The sequence below is a fragment of the Treponema sp. UBA6852 genome (genome assembly GCA_002449305.1).
GTDB lineage: Bacteria > Spirochaetota > Spirochaetia > Treponematales > Treponemataceae > Treponema_D.
In genome coordinates, this window is record DKDI01000006.1 from 111,304 (window position 1) to 131,828 (window position 20,525).

Annotated in this window: 18 protein-coding genes and 1 tRNA gene; 11 read left to right on the plus strand and 8 right to left on the minus strand. The window is 37.2% G+C overall.

From position 1 onward, the window contains the following. The first annotated feature begins 80 nt into the window (after positions 1 to 80). Genes gmd through B3209_RS01920 form a run of 4 tightly spaced genes read left to right on the plus strand, consistent with a single transcriptional unit; the run spans position 81 to position 2,628 of the window. Complete coding sequence (gene gmd / locus B3209_RS01905; RefSeq protein ID WP_296689703.1) at positions 81 to 1,154, plus strand: GDP-mannose 4,6-dehydratase; 1,074 nt, start codon at positions 81 to 83, stop codon at positions 1,152 to 1,154. A 55-nt stretch (positions 1,155 to 1,209) separates the two neighbouring features. Next, positions 1,210 to 1,410, plus strand: a complete 201-nt coding sequence (locus B3209_RS01910) for a type II toxin-antitoxin system HicB family antitoxin (RefSeq protein ID WP_296021693.1) — start codon at positions 1,210 to 1,212, stop codon at positions 1,408 to 1,410. A 27-nt stretch (positions 1,411 to 1,437) separates the two neighbouring features. Next, on the plus strand, positions 1,438 to 1,626 hold the full coding sequence (locus tag B3209_RS01915; protein WP_296689716.1) for a type II toxin-antitoxin system HicA family toxin: 189 nt from the start codon (positions 1,438 to 1,440) through the stop codon (positions 1,624 to 1,626). Positions 1,627 to 1,650: 24 nt separating this feature from the next. Next, complete coding sequence (locus tag B3209_RS01920; RefSeq protein WP_296689706.1) at positions 1,651 to 2,628, plus strand: GDP-L-fucose synthase family protein; 978 nt, start codon at positions 1,651 to 1,653, stop codon at positions 2,626 to 2,628. A 111-nt stretch (positions 2,629 to 2,739) separates the two neighbouring features. On the opposite strand, the gene rfbD is transcribed toward B3209_RS01920, so the two are convergent. Genes rfbD through B3209_RS01935 form a run of 3 tightly spaced genes read right to left on the minus strand, consistent with a single transcriptional unit; the run spans position 2,740 to position 5,602 of the window. Beyond that, positions 2,740 to 3,699, minus strand: a complete 960-nt coding sequence (rfbD, locus tag B3209_RS01925) for a dTDP-4-dehydrorhamnose reductase (RefSeq protein WP_296689707.1) — start codon at positions 3,697 to 3,699, stop codon at positions 2,740 to 2,742. A gap of 27 nt (positions 3,700 to 3,726) precedes the next feature. Then, positions 3,727 to 4,842, minus strand: coding sequence for a mannose-1-phosphate guanylyltransferase (locus B3209_RS01930; protein WP_296689709.1), 1,116 nt, complete (start codon positions 4,840 to 4,842; stop codon positions 3,727 to 3,729). A 4-nt stretch (positions 4,843 to 4,846) separates the two neighbouring features. After that, positions 4,847 to 5,602 carry a DUF6675 family protein gene (locus tag B3209_RS01935; protein ID WP_296689711.1) on the minus strand — a complete coding sequence of 252 codons (756 nt, stop codon included), beginning with the start codon at positions 5,600 to 5,602 and terminating at the stop codon, positions 4,847 to 4,849. A gap of 125 nt (positions 5,603 to 5,727) precedes the next feature. Here B3209_RS01935 and B3209_RS01940 point away from each other — a divergent pair, with 125 nt between their 5' ends. Genes B3209_RS01940 through B3209_RS01960 form a run of 5 tightly spaced genes read left to right on the plus strand, consistent with a single transcriptional unit; the run spans position 5,728 to position 11,866 of the window. Next, positions 5,728 to 6,654 (plus strand): ribonuclease Z, encoded by a 927-nt coding sequence (locus B3209_RS01940; protein WP_296664065.1) that lies wholly within the window; start codon positions 5,728 to 5,730, stop codon positions 6,652 to 6,654. Next, the gene (locus B3209_RS01945) at positions 6,644 to 7,363 is read left to right on the plus strand and encodes an ABC transporter ATP-binding protein (protein WP_296689713.1); all 720 of its coding nucleotides are present in this window, start codon (positions 6,644 to 6,646) and stop codon (positions 7,361 to 7,363) included. The genes B3209_RS01940 and B3209_RS01945 overlap by 11 nt, the downstream gene beginning before the upstream one ends. Then, positions 7,360 to 9,591 (plus strand): GldG family protein, encoded by a 2,232-nt coding sequence (locus tag B3209_RS01950; protein WP_296664067.1) that lies wholly within the window; start codon positions 7,360 to 7,362, stop codon positions 9,589 to 9,591. The genes B3209_RS01945 and B3209_RS01950 overlap by 4 nt, the downstream gene beginning before the upstream one ends. Then, positions 9,588 to 10,436: a hypothetical protein gene (locus B3209_RS01955; protein WP_296664068.1), complete on the plus strand. Its 849-nt coding sequence runs from the start codon at positions 9,588 to 9,590 to the stop codon at positions 10,434 to 10,436. The genes B3209_RS01950 and B3209_RS01955 overlap by 4 nt, the downstream gene beginning before the upstream one ends. Next, entirely contained in the window at positions 10,433 to 11,866 is a 1,434-nt protein-coding gene (locus B3209_RS01960) for a bifunctional folylpolyglutamate synthase/dihydrofolate synthase (RefSeq protein ID WP_296664069.1), read from the plus strand. The genes B3209_RS01955 and B3209_RS01960 overlap by 4 nt, the downstream gene beginning before the upstream one ends. Here B3209_RS01960 and alr read toward each other — a convergent pair. Then, entirely contained in the window at positions 11,860 to 13,011 is a 1,152-nt protein-coding gene (gene alr / locus B3209_RS01965) for an alanine racemase (RefSeq protein ID WP_296664070.1), read from the minus strand. The two genes, B3209_RS01960 and alr, sit on opposite strands and share 7 nt — an antisense overlap. Before the next feature lie 323 nt (positions 13,012 to 13,334). Here alr and B3209_RS01970 point away from each other — a divergent pair, with 323 nt between their 5' ends. After that, the gene (locus tag B3209_RS01970) at positions 13,335 to 14,054 is read left to right on the plus strand and encodes an HAD family hydrolase (RefSeq protein WP_296664071.1); all 720 of its coding nucleotides are present in this window, start codon (positions 13,335 to 13,337) and stop codon (positions 14,052 to 14,054) included. 4 nt (positions 14,055 to 14,058) lie between these two features. On the opposite strand, the gene B3209_RS01975 is transcribed toward B3209_RS01970, so the two are convergent. The 3 genes from B3209_RS01975 to B3209_RS01985 form a co-directional block, all read right to left on the minus strand. Beyond that, positions 14,059 to 14,142, minus strand: a tRNA-Leu gene (locus B3209_RS01975). A gap of 77 nt (positions 14,143 to 14,219) precedes the next feature. Further along, on the minus strand, positions 14,220 to 14,609 hold the full coding sequence (locus B3209_RS01980; protein WP_296664072.1) for a zinc ribbon domain-containing protein: 390 nt from the start codon (positions 14,607 to 14,609) through the stop codon (positions 14,220 to 14,222). Next, positions 14,609 to 15,586, minus strand: coding sequence for a hypothetical protein (locus B3209_RS01985; RefSeq protein WP_296664073.1), 978 nt, complete (start codon positions 15,584 to 15,586; stop codon positions 14,609 to 14,611). The genes B3209_RS01980 and B3209_RS01985 overlap by 1 nt, the downstream gene beginning before the upstream one ends. Before the next feature lie 109 nt (positions 15,587 to 15,695). On the opposite strand from B3209_RS01985, the gene mfd reads away from it, so the two are divergent. Further along, positions 15,696 to 19,436, plus strand: coding sequence for a transcription-repair coupling factor (gene mfd / locus B3209_RS01990; RefSeq protein WP_296664074.1), 3,741 nt, complete (start codon positions 15,696 to 15,698; stop codon positions 19,434 to 19,436). 118 nt (positions 19,437 to 19,554) lie between these two features. Here mfd and B3209_RS01995 read toward each other — a convergent pair. Continuing rightward, the coding region (locus B3209_RS01995) for a DUF2344 domain-containing protein (RefSeq protein WP_296689714.1) at positions 19,555 to 20,525 on the minus strand (971 nt) is incomplete at its 5' end.

The window sequence follows — 20,525 nt, forward strand, 5'->3', positions numbered from 1 at the left end:
GCCACATTTCCGGCAGGTCATTTTTGTTGTCGTCAGCTAATTTTTAGAAATACACATCTCATTTTTCATAGGAGAATAAAATGAAAAAAGCGCTTATCACTGGGATTACCGGGCAGGACGGCTCGTTTCTTGCGGAATTCCTTTTGGACAAAGGTTATGAGGTTCACGGAATTATCCGCCGTTCCTCGTCGTTTAACACAGGCCGGATTGAGCATCTTTACATTGACGACCTGATTGAGGATATGCACAAGAACCGCAAGGTTTATCTTCACTACGGCGACCTTACCGACAGCGAGAGCATGATACGTCTTATCCGTGAAATCAAGCCGGATGAAATCTACAATCTTGCAGCTCAAAGCCATGTTCAGGTTTCTTTTGAGGTACCGGAATTTACTGCGGACACTGACGCGACAGGCGTTCTTCGCATTCTTGAGGCGGTTCATTTCCTTGGAATGGAAAAAACTTGCAGGATTTATCAGGCTTCTACATCCGAGCTGTTCGGGCTTGTTCAAGAAGTTCCGCAGAAAGAGACCACGCCGTTTTATCCGCGCTCGCCTTATGCCGTTGCAAAACTGTACGGATTCTGGATTATGAAAAACTACCGTGAAAGCTACGGAATGTTCTGTTCAAACGGAATTCTTTTCAATCATGAGTCGGAACGCCGCGGAGAAACTTTTGTCACAAGAAAAATCACTCTTGCCGCAAGCCGTATTGCAAAGGGATACCAGAAGCGTCTTTATCTTGGCAACCTGAACGCGCTCCGCGACTGGGGATACGCAAGGGATTACGTTGAATGTATGTGGCTGATTCTTCAGCAGGAAAAGCCGGATGATTTTGTTGTTGCGACAGGCGAGCAGCATTCTGTCCGAGAATTCTGCAAGTGCGCTTTTGCAGAGGCTGGAATCGAGATTGAGTTCAAGGGCGAAGGTGTTAACGAGAAGGGCTATAACAAGGCTACAGGCGAATGTCTTATAGAAGTTGACCTCAAATATTTCCGCCCGGCGGAAGTTGAGACACTTCTTGGCGACCCGACAAAGGCAAAGAAAACTCTCGGCTGGAATCCTACAAAGACATCGTTCAGGGAGCTTGTGCACATAATGATGCAGCACGACCTTGATTACGTTGAAAAGGAAAGGACTCTGCACAAAAGGTAATTCTTGTCATTTCGTTTTCCGCATGTTAATATTAATGAAAAATAGGAGGCTAAAAATGACATTAAGGGTTGTGTTGGAATACGACGACGCTGTTAATTCTTGGGCGGCATATTGCCCGGAGCTTCCTGGAATAAATTCATGCGGAGCGACTTTGGAGGAAGCTTCTGAAAATTTCAAGGAAGCTGCGGAACTTTTCTTTGAACCGTCAGATTTTCAAGTGCCTGCCGAATCAAAAGTGCTGCAGATGGTTATTTAGATACCGGTCAGACTGTCTTCAAAAGAAATTGTCCGTATCTTGAAGGACAATGGATTTGTATTAATCGGACAAAAAGGCTCGCATCAGAAGTGGCATAATGCGGAACTTGGCGCGACAACAATTGTGCCTTGCCACGGAAACAATCAGCTGCCTATCGGAACACTTTATTCTATAATCAGGGCTTCAAAACTTGAAAAGTCTTTGTTCGGATTTTAATAAAGCTTATCAGGATTAATAAAAATGCAAAAATCATCAAAAATTTACGTAGCGGGACATCGCGGACTGGTCGGCGGTGCGATTCTCCGTGAACTTCAGGCGCGCGGCTATACGAATATCATTACAAGAACTCACAGCGGGCTTGACCTTCTGAATCAGGCGGATGTTAACAGATTCTTTGAGGAAGAAAAACCGGAGTACGTTTTTCTTGCTGCGGCTCATGTTGGCGGAATCGGGGCGAATTCAGCTTATCCTGCGGATTTTATCTATCAGAACATGGTGATTGGATTCAATGTCGTTGAGGCGGCGCGCAAAAACGGCGTAAAAAAGCTGATGAACCTCGGCTCGACCTGCATCTATCCTAAAATGGCTGAGCAGCCGATAAAGGAAGAGTCTCTTCTTACAGGTCCGCTTGAGCCTACGAATGACGCTTACGCTCTTGCAAAAATCAGCGTGATAAAGCTCTGCACGGCGTACAACAAGCAGTTCGGAACAAACTTCCTTTCTGTGATGCCGACGAATCTTTATGGAATCGGCGACAATTATGAGCTTGCTGGAAGCCACGTTTTCCCTGCGATGATTAGGAAATTTCACGAGGCAAAGGCGAGCGGCGAGGATGTCGTTCACCTTTGGGGCGACGGCTCTCCGTTGCGCGAATTCCTTTTTGCAGGCGACTTGGCGGATGCGGTTGTCTACCTTATGGAAAACAAGAACGCAGAAGATTTGCGAACTCCGACTGGAGACTTCGTGAATGTTGGAACCGGAAAAGAGCTGACAATCAAGGAACTTGCCGGAACAATCCGTGAGGTCGTTTATGCTGATGTTGCGGAAACTGGAAGAACTTGCCGGATTGAATGGGATTCTTCAAAGCCTAACGGAACACCAAGAAAACTCTGCGATGTAACCCGCCTGAACAACCTAGGCTGGAAGGCAAAAGTCGATGTCCGCAAGGGAATTGAAATCAGCTATGACGACTTTCTGCATGGAAAGGTGCGAAAGTAAACATCATTTTTTTTTAGCAAAATAAAAGTAAAAGGCTTCGATATTGTTTAGTTACCGAAGCCTTTTTTATTTTAACATCAAGAAAAAATTTGCCTAATTTTTAGTTGTCATTTACTTTATTAAAAATCTGTCATTCTTTATAAATTTTTCTAGGCTTTCTTGCCATTCAGGAATTTTAAATTTCAGCAAAGTTTGAATTTTATCTTTGCTTAAAACTGAATATGCCGGGCGTTTTGCGGCGCATGGATATTCTTCGGTTGTGCAGGAATTTATAGCGCAGTCCTTTGTGATTCTGCCGTACTTTTTTCCAAGTTCATATATTTTTTTTGTAAAATCGAACCAAGTCGTTTCACCTAAATTTGTAAAATGATAAACTCCATAAGGCAGAGCTGATTTTTTTCCAAACAGGCTTTTTGCTTTTTCTGATGTGGATATAATTTTTAAAATTGCAGAAGCCAAGTCCACAGCGCAAGTCGGAGTTCCTTTTTGATCGCAAACAACACTGACTTCATCTTTTGAATTCATCGCTTTTGTCATTGTGTAGACAAAATTTTTTCCATCGAATCCGTAAAGCCATGCAGTACGCAAAATATAGTACTGGGTCATTTCTTTTTCCACAAAATCTTCGCCTGCCGCTTTTGTCCTTCCATAAACTGAATCCGGGCATTTCAGCATATCTTCTGTATATGGAAAATTTCCCGTTCCGTCAAAAACATAATCTGTTGAAATGTGAATCAGTTTTGCGCCAAGCTCACGTGTAATCCTTGCAATATTTTTAGGACCTTCAGCATTAAGTTTTTCTGCAAGCTCAGAATCTTCTTCAGCCTTGTCTACGGCAGTGTAGGCGGCGCAGTTTATTACCCAAGTTATTTTTTCTGGAACAGTTCCTCGGGCAACAGAAATTCCAGTTCTTCCGGCGGCCGTTCCATGATTATGAGCAAATTTTGAAAGCTCTGCAGGATTTGTTATGTCAACATCTCTGTCGCTTCCAATCCAGTCAATTTTATTTTCTGTAAGCTGCTTAGCAATTTCACTTCCAAGCATTCCTTTGCAACCGATAAGCCAAACCATTTTTTGCTCCAAAGTAATAAAACGCTTTTACTGTTTTTCCTTGAATTTTTTTACAACGTCTCTAATAGAAGAACTCGCACCTTTTTTCATAACAAGGATTTTACCATTTTTCACAACAACAATCAAATCCTGCACTCCGCAAAGGGCAACCGGCATATCGGAATAGACAAAGTTTCCGCCACTTTCAACTGAAATAAATTCTTCTTCACCTTGCTCAAAATATTTTTCAAATGAATCCCAGCTTCCAACATCATCCCAGCTAAAAGAAGCTTTTACACAAACCGCATTCTGAGTCCGTTCGGCAACTGCATTATCAACTGCAATTGATTTTACAGAACTGTAGGCTTCATTAAGAGGCTGCCAGTTTTCTATATATTTTATCGAATTTAAAAGTTTTATTTTTGGAAATTCAGCAGTGTCAAAAATTTTAAAAGTTTCATACATTTCGCTTTCGTACTTTTTAATTTCAGATTCAAAAAGCAAATTTGAAAATCCAAACATTCCGCTGTTCCAGGCATATTTTCCGCTTGCAAGATAAACCTTTGCAGTTTCCAAGTCAGGCTTTTCCTTGAAGCTTGCAATCTTTAAAACTGAATCTTCAGAGTCCAAAGACTCTCCCATGTTTATATAGCCAAACCCAGTTGAAGGCTCGTAAGGCGGAATCGCAAAGCACACGAATTTTCCCTGATGCGCAAAATCCGCAGCTTTCTTGCAGTCCGAAACAAAATTTTCCAAAGGTGAAATAACTTGGTCGCTTGTTAAAACCAAAATCAAATGCTCTTTTTTTTCCGCAAGCTCAAGAAATTTGCAGGCAAGCAAAAGAGGAGGGCAAGTGTGCCTTGAGCAAGGTTCTGCAATTACATACAAATCGTTTTCTATTTTCTTTTTCTGCTGCTCGGAAACTTTTTCTTTTAATGCTTCAACTTGTTTTGTAAGCTCTGCGCAAATTTCAGGACGTGAAATAATCAGAATTTTTCCAGAAGGCTCAACAGCCAACGCTCTTATAACTGCGTTCTGCAAAAAAGAAATTCCGTCTGCAAAAGCCATAAACTGTTTTGGAAATTCCGGAGTTGAAGCAGGCCAAAGTCTTTCGCCAAATCCGCCGGCAAGAATCACAACATCAGTAAAATTCGAATCTTTCATTTTGTTATTGCTCCTGCATTTTCTGCTTTTCCATTTTTGCAAAGAAATAGGCGCAGAAAGTTTTTATTCTGTTCATAAAAGATGTATCAACACGGTCTCTAAGAAAAAAAACGCTTGGAGCTTTTACCGCTCCGATTCCGTAAAGAATCCATTTATCTTCCGATTTGAAAATCACAATTATCGACTTCATATTTTCCGGGCTAACGCAATTGAATTTGTCGTAGTAGCGCATTGTTGAAAGATTTGTTGACTCATAGTAATAATATCCGTCGTTTCTTTCAGAAGTGATTTTCATTGGAACAAGACCAAAAGGTTTCATTTCAAAATCAGCATTTACAATCTGAATGTTTTCATCTTCTTGCGTTGATTTTATTTCCGCGGAAGTATACAAGTCATACCATTCTTCTGCTCGCTCCGAATAATAAGGAATTCCAGCATAAGACGGAATATCCATCACAAGCGAAGAAAAATTTTCAAGAAGATTCTCATTGCCTTCATAAGGATATTCTTTTATGACTTCGGCAAAATAAGCAGGCTTAAGGCTGCTGACGGTTTCCACAGCTTTTTTCAAGCCCGGATTTTCACCTTTCATGCACATCTTCTTGTATGAGCCTGTGTTTTTAATTATAGTTTTTCCGTTGTTCAAAGACTCAATATCTTCAGCTGACAAATTTTTATTATAAGGCGATTCTGAAAAAACGCCGGCAAAAGCAGCAGAAAATAAAGCAAAAGCAAAAATATTCTTAAAAATAGATTTCAATGTTTTCCCCTATAAAAATAAAGACTAATTATTATAGTAAATAAAAATCAAACTTGCAAGGTTACATCAGGAATTTTAAATACGCTAGATTGAAGAAAGTCTTTTTTTTGTATAAAATCGTTTCCATGAATATGGAAGCTTTTATTTTGGGCTGCGGAGGAATGATGCCGTTGCCATATCGCCACCTTACATCAGTTTTGCTTCGGCGCGACGGAGACTTGTTTTTATTTGACGGCGGAGAAGGCACGCAGGTTTCTTTAAGGCGGCTTAATTTAAAATGGAAAAAAATCAATGCGATTTTTGTTTCGCATACGCATGCAGACCACGTTACAGGGCTTCCCGGAATTCTTATGCTTTCTTCTCAAGTTGACAGAACCGAACCTCTTTATATTTTTGGTCCACCGAAAATCGCAGAATATATAGAAACAAGCCGCAAAGTTTTGGATATGTACATAAATTATCCTATTGTTGTTAAAGAAATAACAGAGCCGGGCGTAGTTTATGAAGGCGACGGATTTTATATAAGGTCGTTTCCTCTTGAGCATACAAAAACTTGTGTAGGATATACATTGGAAGAACTTGACCGTCCAGGAGAATTCAATCCGGAAGAAGCAGAACGTTTGAAAATTCCAAAAGGCCCTTTGTGGGGAAAACTTCAGCGCGGCGAAAGCGTTGTGAATGAAGACGGAATTGAAATAAAGCCTGAGCAAGTTGTTGGAAAAAACAGAAGCGGACGTAAATTTAGTTTTGTAACAGATACAATGTATCTTCCGTCGATTGCAAAAGAAGTGAAGGGCAGCGATCTTTTGATTTGCGAGGGGATGTTTGCAGACGGATGTGAAGATCAGGCAAAAGAAAAAAAACACATGACATCCCGTCAGGCAGCCACAATTGCAAGAGATGCCAATGCGCTAAGAATGGGTCTCATTCACTACAGTCCGCGTTACAACGACAAAGAGCTTAATGTTCTTTTAGAGCAGGCGCAAGAAATTTATCCAGAAGCACGCCTTACAAAAGACAGAATGAGAATAGAGATTCCTTATGTCGAATGAAGTTGAACTGATTTCTTTCTGCAAAAATTACGGAAAATTTTCAGCCTGCAAAAATATAAATTTCTATGCAGAAAAAAATTCTATCACTGGAATTCTTGGGCCGAATGGAGCCGGAAAAACTTCTGTTTTAAAAGCAATATGCGGACTTCATTACCAAAGCAGCGGAACTGTAAGAATTTGCGGAACTGAAGAAACTGATGAATTTAAAAAGGCAACGGCTTTTGTTCCAGAAATTCCAGAACTTGATTCAAGCCTTACAGTAAAAGAAATTCTTTTTTTTGAAGCTGAAATTTCAGGACAGAAAAAAAACGAAGCTGATTTAACTGTAAAAAAGGCAGCTACAATTTGTGGACTAGAAGAAGTTTTCAATAAGAAAATTTCAAAGCTTTCAAAAGGATTTAAACAAAGAACGAGCCTCGCAAAAGCAATCTGTAAACTTCCAAAGATCCTTGTTCTTGATGAATTTTCAGCAGGATTAGATCCAGCGCAAATTGCTTCGTTCAGAAAAAAGCTAAAAAATCTTTCAAGCTCAATGACAATTATTTTTTCAACGCACCATATTGAAGAAGCAGTTTCTATGTGCAATAGAATTTACATAATTGCAAACGGAGAAGTCGCAGCTTGCGGAACTGAAAAAGAAATAGTAAAAAAATTTAACTGTAAAAATCTTGAAGAAGCGTTTATTCTCGCCACGGAAAAATCACAATGAAATATATTTTAAAAAGATATTTTTTTAATTTTGCAATAAATCCGTTCACATATATTTTAATTGCCGCATTCGGAATTTTCATAAGCCTTAGATTTTTTGTTGGGCAGCAGTTTTTTCTTGGAGCTGGTTCTACAGACTTGCATAGTTTTTTTTCAGCATTTCCGCCAGCCTGCATTTTATTTTTGCCAGGGCTAATTTCAATTTCTTCAAATGTAAAAAAAGATTTTCCTTTAAAATCAGTTTTTATATTTTTTCCAGAATTTTTTTCAGTTTTTTTTATTTGCTGCTTTGCAACATTGCTTTCTGTCTTAGTTCCAGTTTGCGTTTCTTTTTTTGGCGATATTGAAATTTCTCAAGTTTTCATTGGCTTTATAGGAATTTTATTTTACTTTGCCGCATCAGTTTCTTTTGTAATTTTTATTTTCAGCATAATAAAATCCGCTGGAGTTTCTTTTGTAGTTTCAGCATTTTTTCTTGCAATCATAAATTCAATTCACAACATTCCGCTTTATTTTAATCAGCCGGAATTCTTAAGCGCAATAATAAAATTCATTTCATTCGCCTGGAGATTTGATTCTTTTTCAAAAGGAATTTTCAGCATTTCTGATTTTCTTTTTTTTGCTTCATGCGCTGTATTTTTTTATGCACTTGCATTTTTTATTCAGGAACACAAAAAAGGGAACAAGTCTGTTTATTTAAAAAAATTAAAACGCGCATTTTTATTTTCATTTTTACTTTTTACAATTGTAAATGAAAACTTAAATTTTAAAATTGATTTTACTTCATCAAAAAATTTCAGCATAAGTAAATACAGCAAAAAAATCTTAAGCCAAGTTGAAGATCCTGTTTCAATTTCTTATTATTTAAGCCCCAAATTAAAAAGCCTTTATCCGCAAGTAAAAGATGTAACTGATTTTTTACAAAGCTATGCAGGGGAATCAAAAAAAGTTTCACTTGAAATTATAAATCCGGCAAAAGAAAACATTGCAAAAAAACTTTCAGAAGCAGGAATAAGAGGTTATCCGATTAGAACTTCTTCCGCAGATTCTGCAAGTATCACAAATGTTTATTCAGCTATAAAAATTGACTACCTTGGAAAAAGCGAAACAATTCCATTTGTGCTGAATATATCAAGGCTAGAATTTGATTTGACTAGAAAAATAAAATCTCTTGTTGAAGAAAAAGAAAATCCAGTTCAAGTCGTCTGTGCCTCATCTTTTGCAAACGGCTACAATCTTGCTTTTCAATATCTTGGGGCGGAAGGATTTTCAGTAATCCAAACATCGCTTCCTTCTGAAAAAAGCTCAAGCGTTGATATTTCGTTTGATGAACTTCCTAACATTCCTCTGATTATTTTCGGAAGCGACAAGTTCACAAAAAGCGATTGCAAAGTTCTTGAAAAATTTATTCTCAATGGCGGAAAAGTTTTTATTGCAAGCCAGCCTTATTCAATAGACTTTGAAGACAATTGGTCTGTAAAGCAAAATGAATCCAATCAGCTTTTTGAGCGGCTTATGTTCACTTTTGGAATTTATTTTAAACAGACTCTGACTTGCGACATTTCAAATTTAAGAATTACAATGACAAGCAATTCCGATGTCAATGGAAATAAAAAAGCATCTCAGACAGAATATATAAATTATCCACTTTGGATTTCCTTAAGGGCGCAGAAAAATGCAGTTTCCGGGCTTTCACTTTTTTGGCCTTGCGCATTCGATATTGACGATGAAGTTGCAGAAATTGAAAACTTAAAAACAGTTCCGATTCTTTTTACAAGCAGTCGCTCATGGCAAATTCCAAGAACAGAAAGTTTTATAACAAATCCTTTTGCAGTTCCAAAGACAGCTGAATCAGAGCAAGAATATTCATCTTTTTCAGTCTGCGCTTTCTCTGCAAAGGAAAATGAAAAATCCCCGTCTCTAATACTTTTTGCAGATCAATATGCTTTTTCAGATTCGCTGCTTTCATATAATTCAAATTCTATTTTAGATGTTGACTCAAGAAGCCTTGATTTTTTATGTAATGGAATTTTTATTTTAAATGGTGAGGATGAACTTTTAACCTTAAAAAATAAAACAACATTTAACACTTCAGTTTATAAAATCAGCAATGAAAATTTAAGAGAAGCTGCAATAAAAACACTTCTTATAACATGTTTTCTGCCAATATTTATAAACCTAACAATAGGTTTTGTTTTCTTTTCAAAGAGAAGGAGGTTCAACAAATGAAGCGCATTTCATCAAAAAAAGCTCTTCTTATATTTTACGGATTCGACATAATTCTTGTTCTAGTTCTGCTGCTTCTTTTTCTTCCGCTGTCAAGAAAAAATATTCCAGAAACTTCAAAACTGAAATTCATTAGCAATGCCAAAGAAATTTCTTTCATTGAAATTTATAACGCAAAGGAAAGAAAAAAAATTATAATATCACAGAAAGATAATATATGGCTTGGAACAGATGACGACTCAAACATGACGCTAAACTGGCCTTGCGACATTCAGACAATAAAAAATTTCTTAGCAGAAGCCGAAAAAGAAAACACTTTGTATAAAAAAGCTGAAAAAGTTTCGTCCTGGGCAAGCCTTGGCGTAGATGAAAAAAATTCATGCCGCATAACTTTTTTCAAAAATGGAAGTGAAAAAGTTTCAGAATTTTTCTTTGGAATAGAAGATTCTATCACTGAAAGAATTTCATTCAGAACATCAAAAGAACAGACAGTTTGGGAAACAAAAACTTCTGTCTCAAATTTTCTTTTTAAAGATGCCTCGTTCTGGGCTGATCCGTACATAGAGCCTTTATGCGTAGCTGATGAAAATGAAGCTTCCGCAAAGCTAAGAAGAGGGCAGCTTGTGTATCTTTCACCGTCAGAAAATATCAAGCCGGAAAAAGTTATTTCAAGAATATTCAGCAATACGAATAAAGCTGTTTATTCAATTTACAAAAAAGATGACTCTTACATTGTTATACCTTCATTTTCTTCTCTGAAAAAAAATGGAGAGGCAATAAAATCAATAAATTACAGATATTCAATAAGCCAATGGACTTATGAAAAATTCCTAGAGGCAAATAAATGAATGAAAAAAAATCTGCAATCGGTGTCTTTGAAAACTTTGCCGAAGAGTATTTGAACTTTGAAAAAACTCCAAAGAAAAATATTTTTTGGCTCGACACGATGGAATTTCTTTGCAAACGTCTTTACAACCCGCAAGATTGCTGTCCGAGCTTTCATGTCGCAGGAAGCAAAGGCAAAGGTTCAATTTCAAAAATGATTGCCTGTATTTTGGAAGAAGCCGGATATTACACAGGTTTGTATTCATCGCCACATATCTTGAATTTCAACGAAAGAATAGGTACAGCTTCTGGTCCCTTTCCTGAAAAAGTCTACGAAGAGTCTGTAAAACAGCTTATAGACAGCATAAATTCCATTAAGACCGAAGAGCTTCCCGGAAAAAGACCTGTCACTTGGTTTGAGCTTGCAACATTGCTTGGAATGTTGTGCTTTAAAAATGCCGGAACAAAATATGCAGTTTATGAAGTTGGAATCGGAGGAAAACTTGATGCAACAAATGTAATAACTCCAGCTTGCAGCTGCATAAGCCAAATTGAACTTGAACACACAGAATATCTTGGAAACACAGAAGAACTCATCGCCACAGAAAAAGGAGGAATTATAAAGCAAGGAATTCCCGTAATCGTTTCCGGGCAAAAAGAATCAGTAAAAAATGTTTTTAGAAAAATTGCAAAAGAAAAAAACGCTCCAATTCTTTTCACAGATGAACACTGTAAAATACCTAAAGTTGTATACAAAAATATACAGCAAAATTCAACAATCTCTCACGATGTACACTTTTTTAGACAAAATTCAATAAAAATGTGTTTTTCCTTGGATTCTGAAAAATTTTCACGCCCTTTAAATGTTTCTCTTTCGCTACTAGGAGAGTTCCAGGCAAAAAACGCAGCTGTTGCGTCACTGGCTGTAAAAACAATACTTCCAAATCTTGATGAAAGTACAATTGAAAAAGGACTTGAAAAAACCATTCTCCCAGGAAGATTTGAACCAGTCGATTTGGCAAATTCAAAGTTTCAGGATATTTCAAACTTAATATTAGACGGGGCGCACACTGTAAAAAGCATCGGCTTTACAATGGATACATTCTGTAACCTTTTTCCAAATGAAAAAAATGATTCGTACCTTCTTTTTGCTTGCGCGGCAGACAAAAATGCAGAGGAAATCGCAGAATTATTCAAAGGAAAATTCAGCCAAATAATTTTAACCGTGCCAGGAGGAACAAAAGAATCCGACTTTCCGCGGCTAAAGGCAGCTTTTGAAAAATCCGGCATAGAATATACTGCAATTCCTGATTACTTAAAAGCCATTCCGTACATACTTTCCAAGGCCGCAGAAGAAAAGGCTACTGTTCTAGTTACAGGCTCGTTCTATCTAGTTGCGGAAGTAAAAAAATATCTTTTAGCACAGAAAACAATTGTGCAGTTTTCTCACTGAACAAAGACACGAATGACACGTTTTGAGATTCCGCAGGTTATTTCGTATGAAATTGTACCTGTAAGACGCGCAATGTCATCGGCAGTTTGCAAAGCTCCATCCGAACTGTCCCCAAATAAAATGGCTTTATCCCATCGTTTTGCGTTACAGTCTGCACCCAAGTCTATCATACACTGATCCATGCAAATACGGCCGCAAATAGGATAGTTTTTTCCATCTACTGCAATTTTCACACCGCACTCAGAAAACCGCCTGAACCATCCGTCTGCATAGCCAACAGGAATAACTCCAACGTTGGTATCAGATTTGGCTTCCCATCTGCATCCATAACCTGCAAAGTTTCCTTTTTTAAATTGCCGAATCGAAGAAACACAGCTTTCTAAAGTCATAACAGGTTTTAGTTCCACACTTTTTCCTTTTGAAGCTAAATATTCTTTTGAAACTTCATCTGCATAATAGCCATAAACAATAATTCCTGGCCGAACCATGTCAAGATGCATTTCAGGAGAATCAAGTGTAGTGGCAGAATTCGCGCAGTGGCAAAGTCCGGGATTAATTCCAGCCTTTTTTATATTGCTGATTGCCTCAAGAAAATTTTCAAACTGAAACTTTGTATACGATTTTCCTTTTTCAGAAACACAGTCGCTAAGCGCAAAATGAGTCGCAGTTCCGCCCAAGACAAGATTTTTGCAGTTTTTTATTTTGAGCGCAATTTTTCCAGCTTCAGAAGGAAGACATCCAATTCTGCCCATTCCTGTATCAACTGCAAGATGAACCGCAAAATTTTCTATTCCAAGTTTATTGCAGGCAACAGAAAAAAGCTCTATATATTCTTCATCAAAAACAAAAGGCGTAATTCCAGCGGAAACAACTTCTTCAACTTCATCTGGAGTACAAAGACTTAACATAAGAATAGGCGAGGAAATTCCAGCATTTCTAAGCTCAACGCCTTCTTCACAAGTCGCAACAGAAAGATAATCTGCGCCAGCTTCAAGAGCAGCCTTTGCGCAAGGAACAGAACCATGTCCGTAGGCATCAGCTTTTACAGCAACGCACATTTTTGTTTCAGGCTTTAAGCATTTTTTTATTTCTATAATATTGTTTTTTAAATTATCCAAATGAATCAAAGCTCTTGTAGCACGCATAATCAAAAAGTCTAGTCAAATCACAAATTTTGTCAAGAGAAAGGAGAAATTAGAAATATTAATTCTAAAATATATGCAATACGCCGCAAGACAGACGGCTGCAAAGACAAATTATAGCAACTTCTCCTAAATTGCCTTTTAAATACTGCACTAAATGCCTCATTATTAGTACGCTAATAAACACCCATTTAGTGCAGTAATTGACTCCTTATTAGTGCGCTAATCAACATATTATTACTGTAGTAATTGAGCTTTTCAAACTTACCCAATTAAAACAATTTCTTTCTATAGAATATAAGCAAAAAAAATGATAACTTAAGTTTATGGTATTTTTTTTCGATTTGGACAGAACGTTAATGGATTTTGAATCTGCGGAAAATCTTGGAATAAAAGCAGTTTTTCAAAAATATAAAAATGAAATCTACATGGATTTTGATGAGTTTTGCATTCAATGGAAAAAATGGGCTCAGCATTTCTTTGACAAATATTCAGCAGGGGAACTTACATTTGACGAGCAGCGAAAGGGAAGAATTGTAAAAATATTCGAACTCAACGGAAACCCAATAAAATCAAAAAATGAACTTGATTCAAGATTCAGCCTTTATTGGTCAACTTATGAAAAGGAATACAATCTTTTTTCAGATGCGATTCCTGTATTAAAAAAACTTTCAGATTTAAATATTCAAATGGGAATTATAACAAACGGCGATTCTGAAAATCAGCGGTCAAAGCTAAAAAAAGCCGGCGTAACAGATTTTTTCAACCCGATTATAATTTCTTCAGAAGTTGGAATCAGCAAGCCGGACTTGAAAATTTTTCAAAAAGCAATGGAACTTGCAAATTCATCAGAAAGCGAAACTTGGTACATCGGAGATAGCACGGAGCATGACATAATTCCAGCCAGAAAACTTGGAATAAACACGTTGTATCTTAACAGAAAACGGCAAGGAAAACTAAAAATCGAGCAGAAAAATCCGCTATATGCAGAAGTAAAAGACTTCTATGAAATGATTGAAATAATAGAAAATGCAATAAAAGACTGAAAAATGCCCAGAACGAGACTTGAACTCGTACATCCTTACGGACTCTAGTACCTGAAACTAGCGTGTCTACCAATTCCACCACCTGGGCAAGATTTGAACAGTATATTTAAATATCAGTTTTTTGTCAAATATATTTAGCTGAATTCATAAAAAGAAAACAAAATTTCAGCTTTTGCATCTCATAAATAAAATCGCAAAAACTACAATCAAAGCTATAATGCTCGCCACAAAAAGCCATGCAGGAACATCATCAGAGAAAATTGAACTTTCATGGATTTTAAAAGCTTTTTTTATTTTTTTTCGTGATTTTCGTGAAAGTTGTTTTTTTTCTGAATCTTTTACGTTTTCAGAAGTTCCGTAGAGTTCTTCCTGGGTTACCGCATAATGGCAAGCCGGACAGCCTTTTAAGAAATTTCTTACAGTTCCTATGTGGCCGCAGTTCGGGCATCTTACCGCAGCAAAAAAACGCCCACATTTTGGACAAAATTTTGCATTCGGAGCGACTTCTGAACCGCAGCCTTCACAGAAATACTTGGCTCGTTTTGCTTCAGCCATTATTCAGTTCCCAAATTGTCTACTGTATAGTCGTAAATCTGCCAAATTCCATCGCGCTGGCGGACATAGTAAGTATAGCGTTTGCGCTCCATGAAGTTGTCATTTTTAAACCATTCAATTACTTTTACAGTGCCTTCAGTCTGCGAATATGAAGTTGTTTCAATTTTGAATTTAGACGGAATTGCCACAATATCATAGTCAATCCACTGAAGCATCAAGTCAGCTTTAAATGACCGAAGCATATCAGCTCGCTCATCTGCGCTCACAAGATTGTATTTTCTTCCGCGGGAAGGATCACGCTTGAGCATTTCCTCCAAATCCATATAAAGGAAGAACTGATCCCAAAGGCTTTTTTGGCGCGCAACAATTGTCTGCTCAACAACACGATCCGGACTTATGTCTTCAGGCTGAAGAACAACCGCAGTGTTTGTTTCAACAGGAAGTGCAGATGACGAGGCTGCGGACGGGCTAGGGCGGACTTCAAGGCTAAGTCGGTTTGAAGTCAAGCTGACATTTTTGTTTCTATAAAGTTCCGGATAAAATCTAAGCTCAACGTAATAAATAGAAGGATCTTTTATTTCAAGGTAGTCTTTTAGATTTTCACGGAAAGAATATTCTTCGCCCGGTTCAAGGGAAATTTCGCGGAAATACACAGTCTGATTTGTAGTGCGCTTTCTTATCAGTCCTTGAGTTGAAGGAAGCTGCGTCTTTTTTACATTGAAAGCAATAAAATCCACGGAAAACATTTTGTCATCAGCGATTTTAAATCTCAAAGTGGAAGAGCCTTTATTTGAAACTGTTATATAAACATAAACAGGATTATTTTCCGAGTCTCCCGGATAATAAACAGTTCTATCATAAAACTTTATTGAAACTTCCGCATTTTCAAGTTTCTGCTCTGATTTTTCTGGAACCTGCGCATAGGCAAAAAAACAGGAAATTGATATAACCATAAGCAAAAAGCGTTTAATGTTCACAAAAATACTCCCGAGGAAAACCTCTTTTTTTGATTTACAGGGCTTTGCAATTCCCTAAAATAAAGCTAAAATAAGCAGATTATTCTATATAATTAATTATCGGTCAATTATGAAAAATACATTATCAACAAAAAGTCAAAATCCACTGTTTAATCTTATTAATTCCTGCAATGAATTTCATTCGGCCGCAATAAAGTGCGCAGACGCAAAGCCAGAAGATTTTCCGCTGCAAATTTCAGGGCTAAAAGGAAGCCTTCCAGCTTTTTTTATCAGGCAGACCGAAGAAAGGTACAGACAGAACTGCATCCATGAAACTCAGTATGAAAATAAATTTTTCCAGTTCCAAAAAGATATTGTCATAGTTGTTCCGACTCAAAAAGAAGCTGACGAATGCGAAACAGATTTAAATACAGTTTTTGAAGATTCTGTAGAAATTTTTAAATTTCCTTGGTGGGGAACAATTCCATACAGACCTGCGGCAAAAGGCTCAGCTGTTTTTGGAGAAAGAGCAGGAATCCTTGCAAAACTTGCAGTAAAAAATCCATTTTCTGAAAAGCCAAGAGTTTTCATAATAACACAAAGAGCTTTTTTAACTCCAGTTCCGCCGATTTCATACACAAAAACATTGGTTACAGTTTTAAAGAAAGGACAGGAATTTGATCCAGAAAAACTGGCGGAAAAACTGGCGGAGCAGGGCTATCTTAGAGTTCCAAAAATCGGAATGAAAGGTGAGTTCGTTTTGCGCGGTGAAGTCCTCGAAATCTTTATGAGCGGAGAAAAACTCGCACACAGAATTGTATTCGATTTTGACACAATAAGCCAAATAAAACTTTTTGATCCAGAAACTCAGACTTCAAAGGAAAACATAGAGCATCTTGTAATTTATCCACAAAAGGAAATTATTTGGACAGAAGAACTTATTGAAAAACTAGAAAGTGAATGGAAAAAAGAGGATGAAGCCGGCATAAAAAATGATTTTGCCCTTTATGATAAATCAAAAAAACAATCAACAAACGAACGTTCGGCAGAAATAAGTAATAACAAAACTAACAATTCACAAACTAACGAACAGTCAGACTTTAATGAAAATAAAACAGAAATACAAACCAATGCTAACAATCGATTGTTAGACAAAAAAAATATACACCTTGCTCTTACAGATGCCGCAAAACAAGAAAAAGACAGAACACTCGCCGAACTTATCGAATTCAAAGAAACAGAAGGCGAAGAATTGTATTATTCGGTTCTATTTGACAAACTGTATTCAATTTTAGACTACTTAACAAATAATACAGATATTTATTTTTTCGACTGGGACAGACTTGTGAATGCAGAAAAAATGCTAGAAAATGAATATACGGTGGCATACAGGCTTGCGCGTCAAAATATTCCAGTGTTTCCCCCTGCAACCATGCAGCTTGATTTTTTCAATCTGGCAACAGAATGTAAAAAACTTGTTGCATTCAGAACTTTAGACACGCTAAGCAATTCTGAAGAAAATATTCAAGACAAATCCATTTCATTCAACACATCGCTAGAAATAAAATCACAAGCAGGGCAAAGCTATTTCGGAAACATAAATTACTTAAAAGAGCAGCTTTCATCATTTTTAAAAGAGAAATATAACATTTTCGTTTTTGCTGACAATGGAAACCAGGCTTTAAGAATAAAAGAAATTATAAAGGAATTTTGTGATTCTGGAGTTCAAGTTCTTCCGCAGGCTTTAATAGCCGGATTTATGATTCCAGACGAAAAACTTCTTGTCATTCAGGAAAATGAAATTTTCGGCCGCAAAAAAAATACGCCAAAGTCAATTAAAAAAGTAAATTCAAAGCCAATAGACACATTCGTGGATCTGACTCCAGGAGATTATATTGTCCATGTAAATTATGGAATCGGGCTTTTCAAAGGAATTGAGCGCGTAAAAGCAATGGGTACAGAACGCGACTATATAAAACTTGAATATGCCGATGAGGAAATTGCTTTTGTTCCTATCGAGCAAGTAAATATGGTTCAACGTTATATAGGAAGCGAAAACGAAAAACCAAGGCTCGACCGAATCGGCTCAAAAAGCTGGAGCGCAAGGAAAGCAAAAGTCCAGCAAAAAGTTGAAGAAATTGCAGAAAAACTTATAGATCTGTATTCAAAACGCCAAGCTTCACGCGGCTTTCCGTTTCCAAAGGATACAGAATGGAACGCAGCATTTGAGGCAGCCTTTCCTTATGAAGATACGCCCGACCAATTTTCTGCGACACAGGAAATAAAAGCGGACATGGAAAAACCAGTTCCGATGGACCGGCTTGTATGCGGAGATGTTGGCTACGGAAAAACAGAAATTGCAATGCGAGCAGCATTCAAGGCTGTAATGGGCGGAAAACAAGTCGCATTTCTTGCGCCGACAACAATTCTTGCAGAGCAGCATTTTGAAAACTGTCAGGAACGCTTCAGAAATTTTCCAGTTACAATCGCACAGCTTTCAAGATTTGTTTCTCCATCGGAACAAAAAAAGATAATTTCAAGACTTGCAAGCGGAGAAATAGACGTTCTCATAGGCACACACCGAATTCTTCAGAAAGATGTCATTTTTAAAAATCTTGGCCTTATGATAATTGATGAAGAGCAACGATTCGGCGTAAAAGACAAGGAAAAGCTAAAAACTCTAAAAACAAACATCGACTGCCTAGCAATGAGCGCAACTCCAATTCCACGCACGCTGCACATGAGTCTTTTAAAAATCCGTGATATGTCGCTCCTTACAACGCCGCCGCAAAACAGACAGCCAATCGAAACTGCAATCGAAGAATACAATGATGAAAAAGTCGCCCGGGCAATAAGAAACGAAGTTCAGCGTGGAGGTCAAGTTTTTTACCTTCACAATAGAGTTGAAACGCTTGAAGAAACAAGACTGAAACTTGAAAAACTTGTTCCCGAAATGCTAGTTGAAACTGCGCACGGAAAAATGACTAGCGAAGAACTTGATGACATTTTCAGAAGATTCAAGATGGGCGGATTTCATATTTTAGTGGCAACTACAATAATAGAAAATGGAATCGATATTCCAAACGTAAACACGATAATAATCGACCGTGCGGATATGTACGGAGTAAGCCAGCTTTATCAGTTGCGCGGACGTGTAGGGCGAAGCGACAGAAAAGCTTATGCATATCTTTTTTATCCGCAGAACAAAGCTTTAAGCGAAGTTGCAATGAAAAGGCTTCAAGTAATAAGCGATTTTACAGAATTAGGCTCTGGATTTAAAATTGCAATGAAAGACATGGAAATACGAGGCGCAGGAAATCTTCTTGGAAAAGACCAAAGCGGTGAAGTTTACGCAGTCGGATTTGAAATGTACTTAACGCTTTTAAATTCCGCAATAGAAAGACTTTCAAGCAGCAACTGGACAGCGCCAGAAGAAGTTCTTCTTGAACTGGAATACACGGGATTCATCCCAGATACCTACATAAAAGACGCACAGACAAAAATGGAGCTTTACAAAAAAATCGCATCCGTTCAAACTCAAGATTCATTAAATTCAGTTTGGGAAGAACTCTTTGACAGATTCGGTCCGATTCCAGATGAAGTAAGCAGCCTTTTAAGCCTTGCAAAAATCCGCATAATCTGCAACAAGCTATCAATAAGTTCTTTAAAAGAAAAAAAAGGAATTGTCCAAGTCGAATTCAGCAAAGTTTCAAAAGTAAACATTGACAAACTTCTAGGACTGATAAAAACAAGTTCTGGGCGCGTAAAACTAAACTCAGCCAAGCCAAACCAAATTATCTTGCAAACCGAAGCAATCGACTTAAAAAGTAAAAGTGAATTTATAAAGGAAAAACTCGAGCAACTGATTTAAATTCAGTTTTCTTCCGAAAAAGAAAAGTTTTGGGAATATACATTACTGACTATAATGCGCATTCTGTCTACTAAAATATATTATAACTCACTTATTTCTTATGTTTCTTTATATTTAGCTAAATTTTTCCTCTAAAATCAGGATGCAACTTTAAAAATTCTTCCTGCTCAATTTGCAGTTCTTTCCGCTTGTTTATAAGCTCAATATTTATTTTTGCAATTTGCGAATAAAGCTCCATATACGAAACCGGAGCTTGCTCAATTTTGCAGGAAGTTGACTTTACAAAATTCTTATTATTTTTTCTCCACATCTCTTCATCTTCCGCAGTCCAGCCGTTTATTTGATTTTTTGCAAACGTATGAAGTTTTTCTATGCAGACAATTTCATACCACTTTTTTTCATAAAAGGATTCAATTGCAATGCGGAAACTTTTATCACTGACTGGCAAAGTCGCTTGATACTCATTATTTCCAATACACTCAATTTTTGCGGCTGAATTTTTTTCAAGAAATTCTTTATATTGTGATGATTCAAAAAAAGTGCCTGCTGGAAAATAAAAACTGTATCTATAAATTCCGCCCCAAAGTCCCTGGCTCAGGGATTCACGTTTTCTCATATTCGTCACGGGAAAAATAAGAGCCTCTGTAATCTGCAAATTTGAAGGCAAAACTTTATTCATTTTCGAAACAAAGTCGGAACTTTCCATATTTTCATAAAGCAAACAGGATGCGGTTTCTTCAAAGGAAGGAATTCCCAAAGTCATTGCAGAAGCAAATTCCAAGCGCGGCAACGGATTAAAACCAGATGAAAACACGAAATTCAGCCCAGAACGTAAAACAGCCTTGTGAAAAATTTCAACTTGAGACAAATAAGCAGTAAATTCTCCGCCGTTTTTTCTTGTAAAATTGAAAATTACTCTATAAAGAACCGGAATATTACATTCAGGCATCTGCAAAGGAATATCAACTGTATTATTTTTTATACATTTTAAAGCTGATTCTATCTTTTGCTCTGTAAAAACCCCTATTTTTTCTTTTGTATTGCAAACACCGCATTTATGGTTACAGTCTGTACTGCACCTTTCAGCAG

Bases quoted from the DNA above. Each gene is read 5' to 3' on its own strand.
- gmd (WP_296689703.1), top strand. From the start codon at position 81: ATGAAAAAAGCGCTTATCACTGGGATTACCGGGCAGGACGGCTCGTTT.
- B3209_RS01910 (WP_296021693.1), top strand. From the start codon at position 1,210: ATGACATTAAGGGTTGTGTTGGAATACGACGACGCTGTTAATTCTTGG.
- B3209_RS01920 (WP_296689706.1), top strand. From the start codon at position 1,651: ATGCAAAAATCATCAAAAATTTACGTAGCGGGACATCGCGGACTGGTC.
- rfbD (WP_296689707.1), bottom strand. From the start codon at position 3,699: ATGGTTTGGCTTATCGGTTGCAAAGGAATGCTTGGAAGTGAAATTGCT.
- B3209_RS01930 (WP_296689709.1), bottom strand. From the start codon at position 4,842: ATGAAAGATTCGAATTTTACTGATGTTGTGATTCTTGCCGGCGGATTT.
- B3209_RS01940 (WP_296664065.1), top strand. From the start codon at position 5,728: ATGAATATGGAAGCTTTTATTTTGGGCTGCGGAGGAATGATGCCGTTG.
- B3209_RS01945 (WP_296689713.1), top strand. From the start codon at position 6,644: ATGTCGAATGAAGTTGAACTGATTTCTTTCTGCAAAAATTACGGAAAA.
- B3209_RS01950 (WP_296664067.1), top strand. From the start codon at position 7,360: ATGAAATATATTTTAAAAAGATATTTTTTTAATTTTGCAATAAATCCG.
- B3209_RS01955 (WP_296664068.1), top strand. From the start codon at position 9,588: ATGAAGCGCATTTCATCAAAAAAAGCTCTTCTTATATTTTACGGATTC.
- B3209_RS01960 (WP_296664069.1), top strand. From the start codon at position 10,433: ATGAATGAAAAAAAATCTGCAATCGGTGTCTTTGAAAACTTTGCCGAA.
- alr (WP_296664070.1), bottom strand. From the start codon at position 13,011: ATGCGTGCTACAAGAGCTTTGATTCATTTGGATAATTTAAAAAACAAT.
- B3209_RS01970 (WP_296664071.1), top strand. From the start codon at position 13,335: ATGGTATTTTTTTTCGATTTGGACAGAACGTTAATGGATTTTGAATCT.
- B3209_RS01980 (WP_296664072.1), bottom strand. From the start codon at position 14,609: ATGGCTGAAGCAAAACGAGCCAAGTATTTCTGTGAAGGCTGCGGTTCA.
- mfd (WP_296664074.1), top strand. From the start codon at position 15,696: ATGAAAAATACATTATCAACAAAAAGTCAAAATCCACTGTTTAATCTT.